The sequence below is a fragment of the Paraburkholderia sp. CI3 genome, from assembly GCF_050436505.1.
GTDB lineage: Bacteria > Pseudomonadota > Gammaproteobacteria > Burkholderiales > Burkholderiaceae > Paraburkholderia > Paraburkholderia tuberum.
This window is the reverse complement of the sequence record NZ_JBNDMI010000003.1, coordinates 2107894-2123408: the sequence shown is the minus strand read 5'-3', so window position 1 is coordinate 2123408 and position 15515 is coordinate 2107894. Positions and strand designations below refer to the sequence as shown.

13 protein-coding genes and 2 pseudogenes are annotated in these 15515 nt (G+C 63.8%); 9 read left to right on the top strand and 6 right to left on the bottom strand.

The genetic code is table 11. The features are described 5' to 3' along the window. Positions 1-34: 34 nt before the first annotated feature. Complete coding sequence (locus OKW29_RS18475) at positions 35-916, bottom strand: polyprenyl synthetase family protein (RefSeq protein WP_429292029.1); 882 nt, start codon at positions 914-916, stop codon at positions 35-37. Further along, complete coding sequence (locus OKW29_RS18470; protein ID WP_187628852.1) at positions 913-1221, bottom strand: exodeoxyribonuclease VII small subunit; 309 nt, start codon at positions 1219-1221, stop codon at positions 913-915. The genes OKW29_RS18475 and OKW29_RS18470 overlap by 4 nt, the downstream gene beginning before the upstream one ends. A 320-nt stretch (positions 1222-1541) precedes the next feature. On the opposite strand from OKW29_RS18470, the gene OKW29_RS18465 reads away from it, so the two are divergent. Next, positions 1542-2648, top strand: coding sequence for an aromatic ring-hydroxylating oxygenase subunit alpha (locus OKW29_RS18465; RefSeq protein WP_429292028.1), 1107 nt, complete (start codon positions 1542-1544; stop codon positions 2646-2648). 149 nt (positions 2649-2797) lie between these two features. Next, entirely contained in the window at positions 2798-3667 is an 870-nt protein-coding gene (locus tag OKW29_RS18460; protein ID WP_429292027.1) for a sulfurtransferase, read from the top strand. 50 nt (positions 3668-3717) lie between these two features. On the opposite strand, the gene OKW29_RS18455 is transcribed toward OKW29_RS18460, so the two are convergent. The 3 genes from OKW29_RS18455 to polA form a co-directional block, all read right to left on the bottom strand. Continuing rightward, complete coding sequence (locus OKW29_RS18455; protein WP_429292026.1) at positions 3718-4590, bottom strand: dienelactone hydrolase family protein; 873 nt, start codon at positions 4588-4590, stop codon at positions 3718-3720. A gap of 90 nt (positions 4591-4680) precedes the next feature. Next, complete coding sequence (locus OKW29_RS18450; RefSeq protein ID WP_429292025.1) at positions 4681-6036, bottom strand: NAD(P)/FAD-dependent oxidoreductase; 1356 nt, start codon at positions 6034-6036, stop codon at positions 4681-4683. A gap of 157 nt (positions 6037-6193) precedes the next feature. Continuing rightward, positions 6194-8935: a DNA polymerase I gene (polA, locus tag OKW29_RS18445; RefSeq protein WP_429292024.1), complete on the bottom strand. Its 2742-nt coding sequence runs from the start codon at positions 8933-8935 to the stop codon at positions 6194-6196. 1 nt (position 8936) lies between these two features. Between polA and OKW29_RS18440 the strand changes: the two genes are divergently transcribed. The 3 genes and pseudogenes from OKW29_RS18440 to OKW29_RS18430 all read left to right on the top strand — a co-directional run. Further along, positions 8937-9680 carry a TIGR00730 family Rossman fold protein gene (locus OKW29_RS18440; protein WP_035471771.1) on the top strand — a complete coding sequence of 248 codons (744 nt, stop codon included), beginning with the start codon at positions 8937-8939 and terminating at the stop codon, positions 9678-9680. Positions 9681-9879: 199 nt separating this feature from the next. Then, a pseudogene (locus OKW29_RS18435) lies at positions 9880-10041 on the top strand (chromate transporter); the annotation flags it as partial. Positions 10042-10089: 48 nt separating this feature from the next. Further along, positions 10090-10602: pseudogene (locus OKW29_RS18430) on the top strand (chromate transporter); the annotation flags it as partial. A 137-nt stretch (positions 10603-10739) separates the two neighbouring features. Here the strand turns inward: OKW29_RS18430 and OKW29_RS18425 are convergent. After that, the gene (locus OKW29_RS18425) at positions 10740-12266 is read right to left on the bottom strand and encodes an AMP nucleosidase (protein WP_409259241.1); all 1527 of its coding nucleotides are present in this window, start codon (positions 12264-12266) and stop codon (positions 10740-10742) included. A 191-nt stretch (positions 12267-12457) separates the two neighbouring features. Between OKW29_RS18425 and OKW29_RS18420 the strand changes: the two genes are divergently transcribed. From OKW29_RS18420 to OKW29_RS18405, 4 genes are all read left to right on the top strand, one after another. Beyond that, positions 12458-12853 (top strand): hypothetical protein, encoded by a 396-nt coding sequence (locus tag OKW29_RS18420; RefSeq protein WP_184036200.1) that lies wholly within the window; start codon positions 12458-12460, stop codon positions 12851-12853. Positions 12854-13067: 214 nt separating this feature from the next. Next, positions 13068-14063 carry a homoserine kinase gene (locus OKW29_RS18415; protein ID WP_429292023.1) on the top strand — a complete coding sequence of 332 codons (996 nt, stop codon included), beginning with the start codon at positions 13068-13070 and terminating at the stop codon, positions 14061-14063. Continuing rightward, positions 14054-14860 carry a BPSS1780 family membrane protein gene (locus OKW29_RS18410; RefSeq protein ID WP_429292022.1) on the top strand — a complete coding sequence of 269 codons (807 nt, stop codon included), beginning with the start codon at positions 14054-14056 and terminating at the stop codon, positions 14858-14860. The genes OKW29_RS18415 and OKW29_RS18410 overlap by 10 nt, the downstream gene beginning before the upstream one ends. A gap of 175 nt (positions 14861-15035) precedes the next feature. Continuing rightward, positions 15036-15488, top strand: a complete 453-nt coding sequence (locus OKW29_RS18405; RefSeq protein ID WP_429292021.1) for a MarR family winged helix-turn-helix transcriptional regulator — start codon at positions 15036-15038, stop codon at positions 15486-15488. Positions 15489-15515: the final 27 nt, after the last annotated feature.

Here is a 15515-nt window from a genome sequence, read left to right as displayed (position 1 = left end):
GGGATGGAGGGTGCGCGGCGGCGGGCTTTCGCGTTCAGCTGACCCGGTTCACCACCAGGTCGGCCAGTTCGGCAAGACGCTGCGCGCGCGCGCCGAACGGCGCGAGCGCGGCGTGCGCGTCGCCGCGCAGTTGCGCCGCGAGCGCGCGCGACGCGTCGAGCCCAATAATCGACACGTAGGTCGGCTTGCCGTCCTTCGCGTCCTTGCCGGCGGTCTTGCCGAGCGTTGCGGAGTCGGTCGTGACGTCGAGAATGTCGTCGACGACCTGAAACGCAAGACCGACCGCGGCGGCGTAGGCGTCGAGCGACGCCAGACCCTGCGCGTCCGGCGTCTCGCCGGCCAATGCGCCCATGCGCACGGCCGCGCGCAGCAGCGCGCCGGTCTTCATGCGATGCATGGTCTCGAGCTGCGGGCGGGTCAGCGTGTGGCCGACACTCGCCAGATCGATGGCCTGGCCGCCGCACATGCCGATCGAGCCGCTTGCGAGCGCGAGTTCGCGTACGAGCGAGGCCTGCTGCGGCCGGTCGAGTACGTCGGACGTGAGCACGATGAATGCTTGCGACTGCAGCGCGTCGCCGACCAGCAGCGCGGTCGCTTCGTCATACTTGACGTGGACCGTCGGCTTGCCGCGGCGCAGTTCGTCGTCGTCCATGCAGGGCATGTCGTCGTGCACGAGCGAGTACACGTGAATCATTTCCAGCGCCGCCGCCGCCGCATCGAGGCATTCGGCACGCGCGCCGGTCAGCTCGCCGGCCGCGTGGCACAGGAGCGGCCGCACCCGCTTGCCGCCGCCGAGCACCGCATAGCGCATCGCCTCGTGCAACCTGGCGGGTTCGGTCGTCTCGGCCGGCAGATAGTGTTCCAGAGCCGTTTCGACGCGTTCGAGCACCGAGCGCGTCCATTGTTCGAATGTCATAGGTCGTCCCCGCTCTCAGTCGCGGCTGTTCCTGCAGTATTCATGGGCAGCGGCTTGAGGGTCTCGCCATCGAGGACCCGCACCTGCTGCTCGACCTTTTCGAGCTGCTGTTGACAGAATGCGACAAGTGTCGCCCCGCGACGGTAAGCGGCCAGCGATTCCTCGAGGCTCAGACTGCCGCCTTCCATGCGCGCGACGAGCTCTTCCAGTTCGGTCTGCGCGGCCTCGTAGTTCTCCGGCAGCGGCGCGCTATCGCCGCTTTCGGCTGGTGCGGCGGCGGAATCGTTCGATGCGGTCTTCGCCATGAATAGTCGCAAAATTAAAACAAGTCGGACATTCTACGGCAAAAGCGACATTTTCGATCCGCTCGGCGGCCTGCGCCCCGCCGTGCTGTCTCGCTTCGAGCCTGTCCGATGCACACCCTTGCCCCGCTTCGACCCTGAAGTCTCGCAGAAAAAAAGGTCGAGGTCTGCGGCGAAAATGCCGAACTTTCTTGACATTTTTAACCCAAATCAGGGACTTAAGTGCCCCTGTCACAGGGAAACGGGTATAATTGCGGGCTCCCTAAATCGAATCTTCGATGGTTGGGTTGTTCACTGCTTTCACGTCTTCATCGGGAGTGGGAATGTCCAATCTGAGCAATGCATTGCAGTTGCGGTCTATTCATAGCCAGCTGCCAGTCACGGCTTACTTTGACGAAGCGCTTCTTACGCGCGAAATCGACACCCTTTTCAAGAAAGGTCCTCGCTACATCGGCCACGATCTCATGGTGCCCGAAGCGGGGGATTATTTTGCCTTGCCCAGCGAACGCGAGGGGCGGGTACTCGTCCGTAACCAGCAGTCGCAAGTCGAGTTGCTGTCGAACGTGTGCCGCCACCGGCAAGCCATCATGCTCAACGGCCGCGGCCAGACGCAGAACATCGTCTGTCCGCTGCATCGCTGGACGTACGACCTGAAGGGCGACCTGCTCGGCGCGCCCCATTTCGCCGACAACCCGTGCCTGAATCTCGGCGCCACGCCACTGCAGAACTGGCAGGGTCTGCTGTTCGAGGCCCAAGGTCGGAACATCGCGAAAGATCTCGCACGCCTCGGCACCAAGCGCCATTTCGATTTCTCGGGCTTCATGTTCGATCACGTCGAAGTCCATGAGTGCAACTACAACTGGAAGACCTTCATCGAGGTCTATCTGGAGGACTATCACGTCGCACCGTTCCATCCGGGCCTCGGCAGCTTCGTCAATTGCGACGATCTGACGTGGGAGTTCGGCGACTGGTACAGCGTGCAGACGGTCGGCGTGCACAAGGCGCTCGAGCAACCGGGCAGCCCGACGTATCGCAAGTGGCACGACGAAGTGCTGCGCTTTCGCGACGGCAATCCGCCCGAGTTCGGCGCGATCTGGATGGTGTACTACCCGGGCATCATGATCGAGTGGTATCCGCACGTGCTGGTCGTGTCGTGGCTGATTCCGCGCGGTCCGCAGAAGACCACCAACGTGGTGGAGTTCTATTACCCCGAGGAAATCGCGCTGTTCGAGCGCGACTTCGTCGAAGCCGAGCGCGCCGCCTATATGGAGACAGCCCGCGAAGACGACGAGATCGCCGAGCGCATGGACGCCGGCCGCCTCGCGTTGATGGAGCGCGGCGAATCACAGGTCGGACCGTATCAGAGCCCGATGGAAGACGGTATGCAGCACTTCCACGAGTTTCTGCGGCGCGAACTCGGCACGATCTGATCCGCGCCGCGTGGCGCATCGATCGACTCAAGGAAAGACGGGCTTCGACCCGTCTTTTTTTGTTTAGACTACCGATATAGACCGGCCATGCGCCAGCCGCGTGAACGACGCGGCCCGCAGCCGCCATCGCCCGTATCGAGGAGACGCTCATGCCCCACACTCATTACACCACCCTGATCTCCGCGACCAATCTTGCCGAGCTGCTCACGGCCGCGCCGGGCAGCGTGTTCGTGATCGACTGCCGGTTCGACCTCGCCGATACCGACGCGGGCGAGAAAGCCTGGCTGGCCGGCCATCTGCCGGGCGCGCACTATCTGCATCTCGATCGCGATCTGTCCGGGCCGAAGAACGGCTCGAACGGCCGGCATCCGCTGCCCGATCGCGCGCGGCTCGTCGAAACGCTGGAGTCGCGGGGACTGAAGCAAGGTCAACAGGTCGTCGCATATGACGCACAAGGCGGCATGTACGCAGCGCGCGTCTGGTGGCTGTTGCGCTGGCTCGGTCACGACGCGGTCGCGCTGCTCGACGGCGGGCTGCAGGCATGGGAAGCGGCCGGCCAACCGCTGACGCAGGACGTGCCCGCGCAGAACACCGGCGACTTCAAGGCGGCCGCACCGCTCGCCGTGACTATCGATACTCAGGCGGTCGAGCGCAACCTCGGTTCGAAGGAGCGAATCGTCGTCGATGCGCGCGCGGCCGATCGCTATCGCGGCGAAAACGAGACGCTCGACCGCGTCGGCGGCCATATCCCGCGCGCGCTGAACCGCTTCTTCAAGGACAACCTGACCCCCGACGGCCGCTTCAAGCCGGCGCACACACTGCGTGAGGAATTCCACGCGCTGCTCGGCGACACGCCGCCCGAACACGTGGTGCTGCAATGCGGCTCGGGCGTGACCGCCTGCATCAATTCGCTTGCGATGGAGGTTGCCGGCCTGCATGGTTCAGCGTTGTACGCGGGCTCCTGGAGCGAATGGAGCTCCGACCCGAAACGGCCGGTGGCGACGGGGGCGAAACCTTGAGCGCGAGCCGCCGCAAGTCGTAACCAGACGCGAGGAATTCGAGCAGCGCTTCAAGCCACACCGTGCTGCTTGAACCACACGAGCGCGCGACGCCAGCCATCCTCGGCATCGGCCTTCCTGTAGCTCGGACGGTAATCGGCGAAAAACGCGTGACCCGCGTCGTCATAAACGACGAACTGCGAGCCGCGTCCTGCTTGCGGCCCTTGCGCGATCGCCTGCTTCATCTGCTCGAGCGTGTCCTGCGGATTGCTTTGATCCTGGCGCCCGTACAGGCCGAGCACCGGCGCATGAAGGTCAGCGACGAGATCGATCGGATTGGCCGGCGTCATCGCATTCTTCGCGCCGGTCACGCGACCGTACCAGGCGACCCCCGCCTTCACGCGCGGATTGTGTTCGGCATAGAGCCACGAGATGCGCCCACCCCAGCAGAAGCCGTTCACGCCGAGCCGGTTCAGGTCGCCGCCGTTTTCGCCGGCCCACGCGACGGCTGCGTCGAGGTCGGCCAGCACCTGCTCGTCGGGTACCTTGCTGAGCAGTTGCTCGCTCAGTTGCTGGATGCTCGTGTAGACGGTCGGATCGCCCTCGCGCTCGAACAGGTTCGGCGCGATTGCCAGATAGCCCAGCTTCGCGAAGCGCCGGCAGACGTCCGCGATATGCTCGTGCACGCCGAAAGCCTCATGCACGACGAGGATCACCGGCAGATGCGTCTTGCCCTTCGGCTGCGCGCGGTAGGCCGGTATCAGCGTACCGAGCGAATGAAACGCCACTTCCCCTACTTCGAGGCCGTCGCTGTCGGTATGAATGGTTTGCGCCGAGACTGGCAGCACCGCCGCCGCGAAACCGGTGCCCAGCGCCGCCTTGATGAAGGTGCGCCGATCGAAAGGAACGTGCGGGATCAGACAGTCGACTTCAGGCTTCAGCACGGGACGCTCCTCGAAGTATTGTTAGAGGCAACAGGATACGCCTTGCGCGCATCCCGTTGCACATTCAACTGAGGAGAATGTCCGCGCCTGTCAGTGCAGCTTGACGCGCGGCAGCGTGGTACGGTGCAACCAGTGCGCAAAGGTGTCGAGCACCATGCGCGGATAGCCGTGCAGCGCCGCGATATGCAGCCGGTACAGCGACATGTACATGAAGCGCGCGAACAGCCCTTCGATCAGCATATTGCCGCCGATCACCCCGCCCATCAGATTGCCGACCGCGCTGAAGTGGCCGAGCGAGACCAGTGAACCAAAGTCGCGATAGGTGAATTCCGGCAGCGGCTTGTTGTCGAGGCGCGCGGCCAGTGCCTTCAGCAGAAAGCTCGCCTGCTGATGCGCGGCCTGCGCGCGCGGCGGCACGTTGCGCTCGTTGCCCGGCCACTCGCAGGCCGCGCAGTCGCCGAGCGCGAAGATGTTGTCGTCGATCCCGGTTTGCAGCGTACGGCGCACGACCAGCTGGCCGAGCCGGTTGACCGGCAAGCCGTCGAGCTGACCGAGCACCGCCGGCGCCTTGATGCCCGCCGCCCACACGGTCAGATCGGCCCGCACGGTGTGACCGCTCGCGGTGCGGATGTAGCCCGGCGCGACCTCGGCCACCGTCTCGCCGATCATCAGCTTCACGCCGAGCTTGGTCAGCAATTCGGCGGTGGCCGTGGAAACGCGCTCCTGCAACGCGGGCAGAATGCGCGGCCCCGCCTCGATCAGCACGATGCCGACGTCATGCCGCGGATCGAGCTTGTGCAAGCCATACGCGGACAACACCTGCGCGGTATTGCGCAACTCCGCCGACAACTCGACCCCCGTCGCGCCGCCGCCGACGATCGCCACCTGAATGCGCGGCTCGCTGGACGACCACGTGCCGGGTCCCGGTCTCGACTCGACGGGCTCGTGTGCCTGATGCTCGGCGCGCATGCACGCCGCGATCAGGCGCTTGCGGAAACGCTCTGCCTCGCTAACCGTATCCAGTGCAATGGAGAATTCGGCCGCTCCCTTGACGCCGAAGAAGGCCGTGGTACTGCCGATCGCGATGATCAGCGTGTCGTACTCGAGCTCGCGTTCGGGCAGCAGTTCAGCGCCGTCGTCGTCCAGCACGGTGCCGAGCGTAATGCGTCGGTTCGTGCGGTCGAGTGCGGTCAGGTCGCCTTGCTGGAATGCGAAGCCATGCCAGCGCGCCTGCGCCGCGTACGGGAGCTCCTGCGTGAACGGGTCCATGCTGCCCGCCGCCACCTCGTGCAGCAGCGGCTTCCAGATATGCGTCGGATAGCGGTCGACCAGCGTCACCTGGGCCTGCGCGCTGCGCCCCTTCTTGTCGGCCCCATAGCGATCGCCAAGACGCGTCGCCAGTTCCAATCCTCCCGCACCTCCGCCAACGACGATAAATCGATGCATTGCACTTCTCCGTATAGCCGATGAATTATCTGTCGCGACGCTGCGCATGAATGCGCCGTCCTGAACCGATTGTCCTCGACCCGCCTAAGAAGTCACAAGTCGCCAAAACCCATGTGTCACATGCGCACGACGTTATCGCGCGCATGTCACGGGCATGTCAATGCGCTTCCTCCCAGTTCAGGCCCGCACCGACCTCGGCGACGAGCGGCACCTTCAGCGCGGCGACGCCGCACATCAGTTCTGGCAGGCGCTTGCGGACTTCGGACAACTCAGCGTCGGGCACTTCGAGAATCAGTTCGTCATGCACCTGCATGATCATCCGCGTGCCGATCTTCGAGTCTTCGATCCAGTTCTGTACGGCGATCATCGAAAGCTTGATCAGGTCAGCCGCGGTGCCCTGCATCGGCGCGTTGATCGCGGCACGCTCGGCGGCCTGGCGGCGCGGACCGTTGCCGCCGTTGATCTCGGGCAGCCACAGACGACGGCCGAACACCGTTTCGACGTAGCCCTTCGCCTTCGCGCTCAAACGTGTCTCGTCCATATAGCGCGCGACGCCGGGATAGCGCGTGAAGTAGCGGTCGATATAAATCTTCGCCGCATCGCGCGTGATGCCGAGGTTCGACGCGAGTCCGAACGCGCTCATGCCGTAGATGAGCCCAAAGTTGATGACCTTCGCGACGCGCCGCTGATCGCTCGACACTTCGAGCGGCGTCACGCTGAAGATTTCCGACGCGGTCGCGCGGTGAATGTCCTCGCCCTGCGAAAACGCGCGCAACAACGATTCGTCGCCCGAGATGTGGGCCATGATGCGCAATTCGATCTGCGAATAATCGGCGGAGACGAGCTTGTGCCCGAGCGGCGCGATGAACGCCTCGCGGATGCGCCGACCTTCGCCGGTACGCACCGGAATGTTCTGCAGGTTCGGATCGTTCGACGCGAGCCGCCCCGTCACCGCGACGGCCTGCGCGTAGTTCGTATGCACGCGGCCGGTGTGCGGATTGACCATGCGCGGCAGCTTGTCGGTATAGGTCGACTTCAGTTTCGACAGGCCGCGATGTTCGAGCAGAATCTTCGGCAGCGGATAGTCTTCGGCGAGCTTCTGCAACACCTCTTCGTCGGTGGAAGGCGCACCGCTCGGCGTCTTCTTGATGACCGGCAGTTCGAGCTTCTCGAAGAAAATCTGACCAATCTGCTTTGGCGAGCCGAGGTTGAATTCGCCGCCGGCCAGTTCGTACGCCTTGCCTTCGAGTTCGATCAGACGCGTGGCGATCTCACTGCTCTGCTGACGCAGCTTCTCCGCGTCGATCAGCACGCCGGTCCGCTCCATCTTGCGCAGTACGCGCGAAGTCGGCACTTCGATCTCGCGATACACGTCGTCGAGCGACTTCTCTGCGGCGATCTGCGGATACAAGGCCTGATGCAAACGCAGCGTGATGTCTGCGTCTTCGGCCGCATATTCGGCGGCTTTGTCGAGCGCGACTTCGTCGAAGCCGATCTGCTGCGCGCCCTTGCCCGCGACCTCTTCGTACTTGATCGTCTTCACGCCGAGATGACGCAGCGCGAGGCTGTCCATGTCGTGCGTGCGATGCGATTCGAGCACGTACGACTCGAGCAGCGTGTCATGCTCGACGCCGCGCATTTCGATGCCGTAATTCGCGAGCACCTGTTCGTCGTACTTCAGATGCTGGCCGACCTTCTTGTGGCCGGCGCTTTCGAGCCACGGCTTGAGCTTCGCGAGCACTTCGTCGCGCGGCAGCTGCACCGGCGCGTCGGGGCCGCGATGCGCGAGCGGCACATACGCGGCGCGGCCCGCTTCGACCGACAGCGACAAGCCGACGATCTGCGCGATCATCGGATCGAGCGACGTGGTCTCGGTATCGAACGAGGTCAGCTCGGCCGCATTGATCCTGTCGAGCCACGCGTCGAGCTGCTCCCATGTTTGCACGGTCTCGTAGTGGCGCTCGTGATCGACTGACAACGCGGGGGGCACGTCGGTTTCCGGACCTTCGACCGCATCGGCGATTTCGACTTCGCGCAGCCACGTCTTGAAGCCGTGGCGCGTGAACACCTCGCGCAACTCTTCGCGCGATTCGGGAAGGCTCGGCAAACTTTCCTCGATCGACACGATGTGCCCGGTCAGATCGCAATGACGCTCGACTGTGACGAGCTTGCGCGCCATCGGCAAAAAGTCCAGCGCGCGGCGCAGATTCTCGCCGACCGCGCCCTTGATCTCGCTCGCATGCCCGACGATGCCATCTAGCGACTCATATTGCGTCAGCCATTTGACCGCGGTTTTCGGACCGCACTTCTCGACGCCCGGCACGTTGTCGACGGTATCGCCGATCAGCGACAGATAATCGATGATGCGCTCCGGCGGCACACCGAACTTCGCGACCACGCCGTCGCGGTCGAGCGTTTCGTTGGTCATCGTATTGACGAGCGTCACGCGGTTCGACACGAGCTGCGCGAGGTCCTTGTCGCCGGTCGACACGACCACGTTCATGCCGAGCTTTTCCGCTTCGGTGCACAGCGTGCCGATCACGTCATCCGCTTCGACGCGATCGATCATCAGCAGCGGCCAGCCGAGCGCACGCACCGCGACGTGAATCGGCTCGATCTGACGGGCAAGATCTTCCGGCATCGACGGACGGTTCGCCTTGTATTCCGGATACCAGTCGTCGCGAAACGTTTTGCCCTTGGCGTCGAACACGCACGCGCTATACTCTGCTGTGACTTCCTTGCGCATGCGCCGCAGCATGTTGATCATCCCGTAGAGCGCACCCGTCGGGCCACCCTCGGGACCGCGCAGATCAGGCATCGCATGGTAGGCCCGGTACAGATAACTCGAACCGTCGACCAACAGCAGGGTCTTACCTTCAAGGCTTCGTTCTTCAGGCATTATGACTAAGAGAAAAGTGATTCCGAGTCTGCGATCGCTCGCAGATCAAGAGCGCGCAACGGCCAAGAAAGCCCGCGCATCGTGGCAGATGTTCACGATTATGGCAGAGTTTATCGAGGCGACCGAGTACCTGTCGGAGATTCGCCCGGCGGTCAGCATCTACGGTTCGGCGCGCCTGAAACCGAACTCGCCGTACTACAAACTCGCCACGCAGATCGCGCGCAAATTGTCGGATGCTGGCTTCGCGGTGATCTCCGGCGGCGGCCCCGGCATCATGGAAGCGGCCAACAAGGGCGCGCATGCGGGCAAGGCGCCCTCGGTCGGTCTGAACATCGAGTTGCCGCACGAGCAGTCGGGCAACCAGTGGCAGGACATCTCGCTGCGCTTCCGCCATTTCTTCACGCGCAAGGTCACGTTCGTAAAGAACTCGGACGCGGTGATCGTGATGCCCGGCGGCTTCGGCACGCTCGACGAACTGGCCGAAGTGCTCACGCTGATCCAGACCAAGAAGTCGCGCCATGTGCCGATCATTCTGGTCGGCGCCGAGTTCTGGGAAGGTCTGCTCGCGTGGTTCAAGAGCGCTCTGATTCCGATGGGTTTGATCAATCCGACCGACATCGATCTGATGCAGGTGATCGACAATCCGGACCAAGTGCTCGAAGCGGTGCTCAAGTTCTACGAAGACCGCGAGGAAGGCGAAGTTCATCCGGTCAAGTCGGAAGAAGACCGGATGTTCTACCTGTGATGGCAAGAGGCTGCGCGCCTCGCATTGCGCGTAGCACGATGCCTATCGTCGCGCACATGGCGGGCAGCCTTCGGGCTGCCCGCTTTCGTTTAGCAGGCCAGTTTGCGGCGCGCTGACTGTCAACCGGATTGGCGAACAAATCGTTTGCACGCTTGCCGTCCGGCGCTAACGTGCTCAGCTGGTACTCGAAGCTCGCAATCTGAACGAACTCACCTCACCCGAAGCCGCGCTCGCACTCGCGCCGACGTTGCGTGAGATCTTCGGCGGCTTTCTCGGCCTCGGTCTCATTTCATTCGGCGGCGCGTTGCCGCTCGCGCGCCGCGCACTCGTCGATGCTGCGACTGCCGCTGCTGCCGACGATGCTCGTGCTCACGCCGCTCAGCATTTATCTTGCTGCAAGGAGCGCGCGATGAACGACATGCTCGATTCCCTTGCGGCGATTTTTAGTCAGCTGTCGCCGCTCGCGTTCGGCGGCGGCAATACGATCCTTCCGGAGATGCAGCGGCAGGTGGTCGACGTGCATCACTGGATGCCGGCCAGCGAGTTCAGCGCGCTGTTCGCGCTCGCTCAAGCCGCGCCCGGCCCGAACCAGATGATCGTCACGCTGATCGGCTGGCATGTGGCCGGCTGGGCCGGCATGCTCGTCACGTCGATTGCGAAGTTCGGGCCGTCGTCGCTCCTGACGATCCTCGCGCTGCATGCGTGGGACCGCTTCAAGGACCGTCCGTGGCGCCGCTTTGCGCAGCTGGGACTCGTGCCGGTGACGACCGGCCTCGTCGCGGCGAGCGCGGCGCTGATCGCACGCGCGTCGAATCCGACCGCGATAGCGTGGGCGATTACTGCGTTCACGGCCGTGATGGCGACGAAGACGCGGATTCATCCGCTGTGGCTGCTGGCGGCGGGGAGCTTGATCGGGTTGACCCGGTTTCGGGCAGGGTTGAGCCGGCGAGCGTCACCTCGACAACCAACGAAGCCGATTGGTTCCGACGTCGCTCGCGAGCCATCTTCAAAGCGGCACATCCAGCGTAAGCGGGCTGTTTATCAGTGCCTCGGCCTGAGTTACTGAAACGCGACTTCCGCGAAACTCCGCAGCTTGCGGCTATGCAATCGATGCAGCCCATTCATCCGCAGCAGTTCCATCGCCTTCACGCCGATCTGCAGATGCTGATCGACCTGCGCGCGATAGAACTGATCGGCCATGCCCGGCAGCTTCAGCTCGCCGTGCAGCGGCTTGTCCGACACGCACAGCAACGTGCCGTAAGGCACGCGGAAGCGGAAGCCGTTCGCGGCGATCGTCGCGCTTTCCATATCGAGCGCGATTGCACGGCTTTGCGACAGCCGCTGCACCGGCTCGCGATGATCGCGCAGCTCCCAGTTGCGATTGTCGACGCTCGCCACCGTGCCCGTGCGCATCACGCGCTTCAGCTCGACGCCGTCGAGCTGCGTGACCTGCGCGACCGCGCGCTCGAGCGCGACCTGCACTTCGGCGAGCGCCGGAATCGGCACCCACAGCGGCAGATCGGCATCGAGCACATGATCTTCGCGCACATAGCCGTGCGCGAGCACGTAGTCGCCGAGACGCTGCGTGTTGCGCAGTCCCGCGCAGTGGCCGAGCATGATCCACGCATGCGGACGCAGCACCGCGATGTGATCGGTGATGGTCTTCGCATTCGACGGCCCGACCCCAATGTTGATCATCGTGATGCCGCTGCCGTCCGCGCGTTTCAGGTGATAGGCCGGCATCTGCGGCAGACGTGGCGGCAGCGTGCCCTCCTGCGCCTGCTCGCCGAGATTCTCGTTGTAGGTGATGACGTCGCCGGGCTCGACGAACGACGTGTATTCGCTGCGATAGGCGCGCAATTCCTCGTCGTCGGTACGGGCCATCATGCCCCGGCCGAGCTTGACGAATTCGTCGATATAGAACTGGTAGTTGGTGTACAGCACGTAGTTCTGCACATGCGTCGGCGAGGTCGCCGTGTAGTGCTTCAGCCGATGCAGTGAAAAATCGACGCGCGCCGCCGTGAACAACGCGAGCGGATGCGGCTCGCCCGGCAGCGGCTCGTACGTGCCGTTGACGATGCGGTCGTCGAGCAGCGCGAGGTCCGGTATATCGAAGATGTCGCGCATCAGGAACAGGCGCTCGCGGTCCAGATCGCCTTCGAGGTGGATGCCCTCGGCGAACGCGAAATGAATCGGAATCGGCTGGTCCGACACGCCGACTTCGATCTGCACGTGATGATTCTTCGCCAGCAGCCGCAGTTGCTCGCGATAGTAGTTGCCGAACAGGTCTGGCCGCGTGACGGTCGTCTCGAACACGCCCGGCCCCGCGACGAAACCGTACGAGCGGCGTGAATCGACGTGCGTGTTGACCTCGGTACGCACGCGCACGAACGGATAACAGGCGCGCACGCGATGGTCGAACTGCTCGTTGCGGCGATAGCGCGCGAACGCATCGCGCAGGAACGACGTGTTCGCCTCGTAGATCGCGGCGAGGCGGGTGACGGCCTCGGCCGCGTCGTCGAAGCCTTCGGTTGGGAAGCTGTTGGCGGGAGTCTGCACCGTGCGCTGATTGATATCGTTGTTGATCATCATCGTTCACCCTTTTTGATGAGACGACATTACCACGGAACCCGCTGTTGCCAAATGTCGGCGGCGACGCTTGCAACAGCGCCCGCGAGAACGCGCGCAGGTTGCGCGAAACCGGCGCAAAATAAGGCTTGGCGCCCGTGCGTCAGGCCGGATTTGCTAGAATCCGGGCACCCAATCGGAGAATCACCATGAAGCTGCTCCTTCCCATCGCTGTTGCGCTGGCTCTGGCCTTCGGCAACGCCGCGATGGCTGCCCAGCCCGTCGACGAACCGCCGGCCGCCGGCGTGCCCCAGTCCGCCAATGAACGGGCCGGTCTGCCGGACCTGGACAAGATCAATCGTCCGGGCGCAGAGGTCAGCTCGAAGGTCGACATCAACGTTCCGCGCACGCCGAGCTTTCACGAAGTCAGCCCGAACGGCACCGAAATCACCGAATTCCGCGACAAGGGCAAGCCGGTCGAAATCGACGTGCATTCGAATTTCGGCACCCGCTACCAGATGAGCGCGTCGCCCGACACGTCGCCCACCGTCCACGACAGCGGCAAGCCCAGTACGCGCTTGCCATCGGTGAATCTCCACTATTGATCGTTACGAAAGCGGCACGCCGGCAACGGCGGCCGCGGCGCGAGCGCGCCCCCGCTTAATCCGATCGCGGCCGCTGCGCGATGAACCCGCGCTGAATGCGGCGACGCTTGCACTTCGCCGTTCCGCATTCGTCGCCCGCTCCGCCACATTCGTTTGTCTCACCTCGCACTGGCCGCACCGCGCCAGCCCGACCAACCTGATCCGACGTTTCCGCATGGCCGTCTTCACCGCTGTCAACGAATCCCAACTCGCAGAATGGATGAGTCACTACGATCTCGGCGATGTCGTCGAGTTTCGCGGCATTTCGTCCGGCATTGAAAACAGCAACTTCTTTCTGACGACGACGCGCGGCGAATACGTGCTGACGATTTTCGAAAAGCTGACAGCTGAACAACTGCCGTTCTATCTGAACCTGATGCGGCATCTTGCCGCGCATCGCGTGCCGGTACCGGATCCGATGCCGCGTCTCGACGGCGCACTGTTCGGCATGCTGCTCGGCAAACCCGCGACCATCGTGACGAAGCTCGAAGGCACACCCGAACTCTCGCCGGGCGTCGAGCATTGCGTCGAGGTCGGCCAGATGCTCGCGCGCCTGCACCTCGCGGGCCGCGACTATCCGCGCTATCAGCCGAACCTGCGCAGCCTGCCGTGGTGGCGCGAATCCGTGCCGACGATCCTGCCGTATCTGGAAGGCGAGCAGCGCGATCTGCTGGCGTCCGAGCTTGCGCATCAGGAAGCGTTCTTCGCCTCCGCCGATTACGCGGCAATGCCCGCGGGCCCGTGCCACGCCGACCTGTTCCGCGACAACGCGATGTTCGCTCACGCGGCGCCCGACACCGGCCACGAAGTGCGGCTCGGTGGTTTCTTCGATTTCTATTTCGCCGGCTGCGACAAGTGGCTGTTCGACGTCGCGGTGACGGTCAACGACTGGTGCGTCGACCTCGCGACCGGCAAGCTCGACGCCGAGCGCACCGAGGCGCTGTTGCGCGCGTATCAGACGGTGCGGCCGTTCACCGTCGAGGAAAACCATCACTGGGGCGACATGCTGCGTGCGGGCGCATACCGTTTCTGGGTCTCGCGCCTGTATGATTTTCATTTGCCGCGCGCGGCCGAACTGCTGAAGCCGCACGACCCCGGTCATTTCGAACGCATTCTGCGCGAGCGCCTGCAGGGCATCGCGAATCCAGGCATCCATACCTCATGCAACTGATCGAAGTCCCCGCGAAAACCGGCTATGTGTGGTTCCGCCAGGGTATCTGGCTGTTCCGCAAGAATCCGCTCGCCTTTCTGACGCTGTTCTTCACCTATTTGCTGGTGATGACGCTCGTGTCACAGATTCCGTTGGTCGGCGGCGTGTTGCCGCTATTGTTCATTCCCGGTGTCGCGGTCGGCTTCATGGCCGCATGCCGCAACACGATCGCGGGCAAACCGGTGTTTCCGACCATCCTTGTCGACGGCTTTCATTCGTATGGCCCGGTGGTCGCGCGGCGGCTGCTCGTGCTCGGCGTGCTGTATGTCATCGCCATGGCGCTCGTGCTGGCCGGCTCGGCGCTCGCCGACGGCGGCATGCTGCTGAAGGTGATGCTCGGCAACGCGTCGATGGACGAGAACACGATCGCCAACAGCAATATCCCGCTCGCGGTGATCACCGCGCTCGCGTTCTACATACCGGTCGCGATGCTGTTCTGGTTCTCGCCCATCCTCGCCGCCTGGCACGACGTGCCGCCCGTCAAGGCGATGTTCTTCAGCGTCGTCAGTTGCTGGCGCAATCGCGGCGCTTTCGTCGTATTCGCGGCGCTGTGGTTCGCAGTCGCAACGGTCGTGTCGATCGGGCTGTCCGCGCTGATGCAGGCGCTCGGCGCGGCCGACTTCGCGTTCGCGATCCTGATGCCCGCGACGATGATCGTCACGACCATGCTGTACTGCTCGTTCTACGCGACCTATCGCGGCTGCTTCGGCGTGCAGACGCCGCAAACGCCGGATCTGCCGACCACGCCGGCGGCCTGATCCGTCGTTCCCGCGCGGGAGCCGTTCTGGCGCCCGCGCGCGCCGCGTGTTCCGCGCGCACCTTCCCGACGTCTCTGTCGACACACCTGTTCCCGACGCCCGGCATCCTGAATCGACTTGCGGCACAATGGTTTGCGTGCAATCCATTTGCACGCTCTTTTTGCCGAGATGAATCATGACCCAGCGCCCCGCTCTCCCCTTCACGCTCGACGAGCAACTGTGCTTCGCGCTCTACTCGACCTCGCTCGCGATGACGAAAGCGTACAAGCCGCTACTCGAAAAGCTCGGACTCACGTATCCACAGTATCTGGCGATGCTCGTGCTGTGGGAAACCGACGACGTCACCGTCAAGGACATGGCCGCGCGCCTGAATCTCGATCCGGCGACGGTCACGCCGCTGCTCAAGCGCCTCGAAGCGCAGGGACTCGTCGAGCGCGCGCGCGGCACCGACGATGAGCGCCTCGTCTACATTCGCCTGACGAGCGCGGGCAAGGCGCTCAAGCGTCAGGCGCGCGACGTGCCCGGCGAAATCTTCTGCGCGACGCAGCAGACGGCGGACTTCCTGCTGCGTCTGCGCGACGACCTCACACGCCTGCGCACGACGCTCAACGACTTCATGGACCAGTAGTGCGATAACTGAAAAGGACTAGTTCCG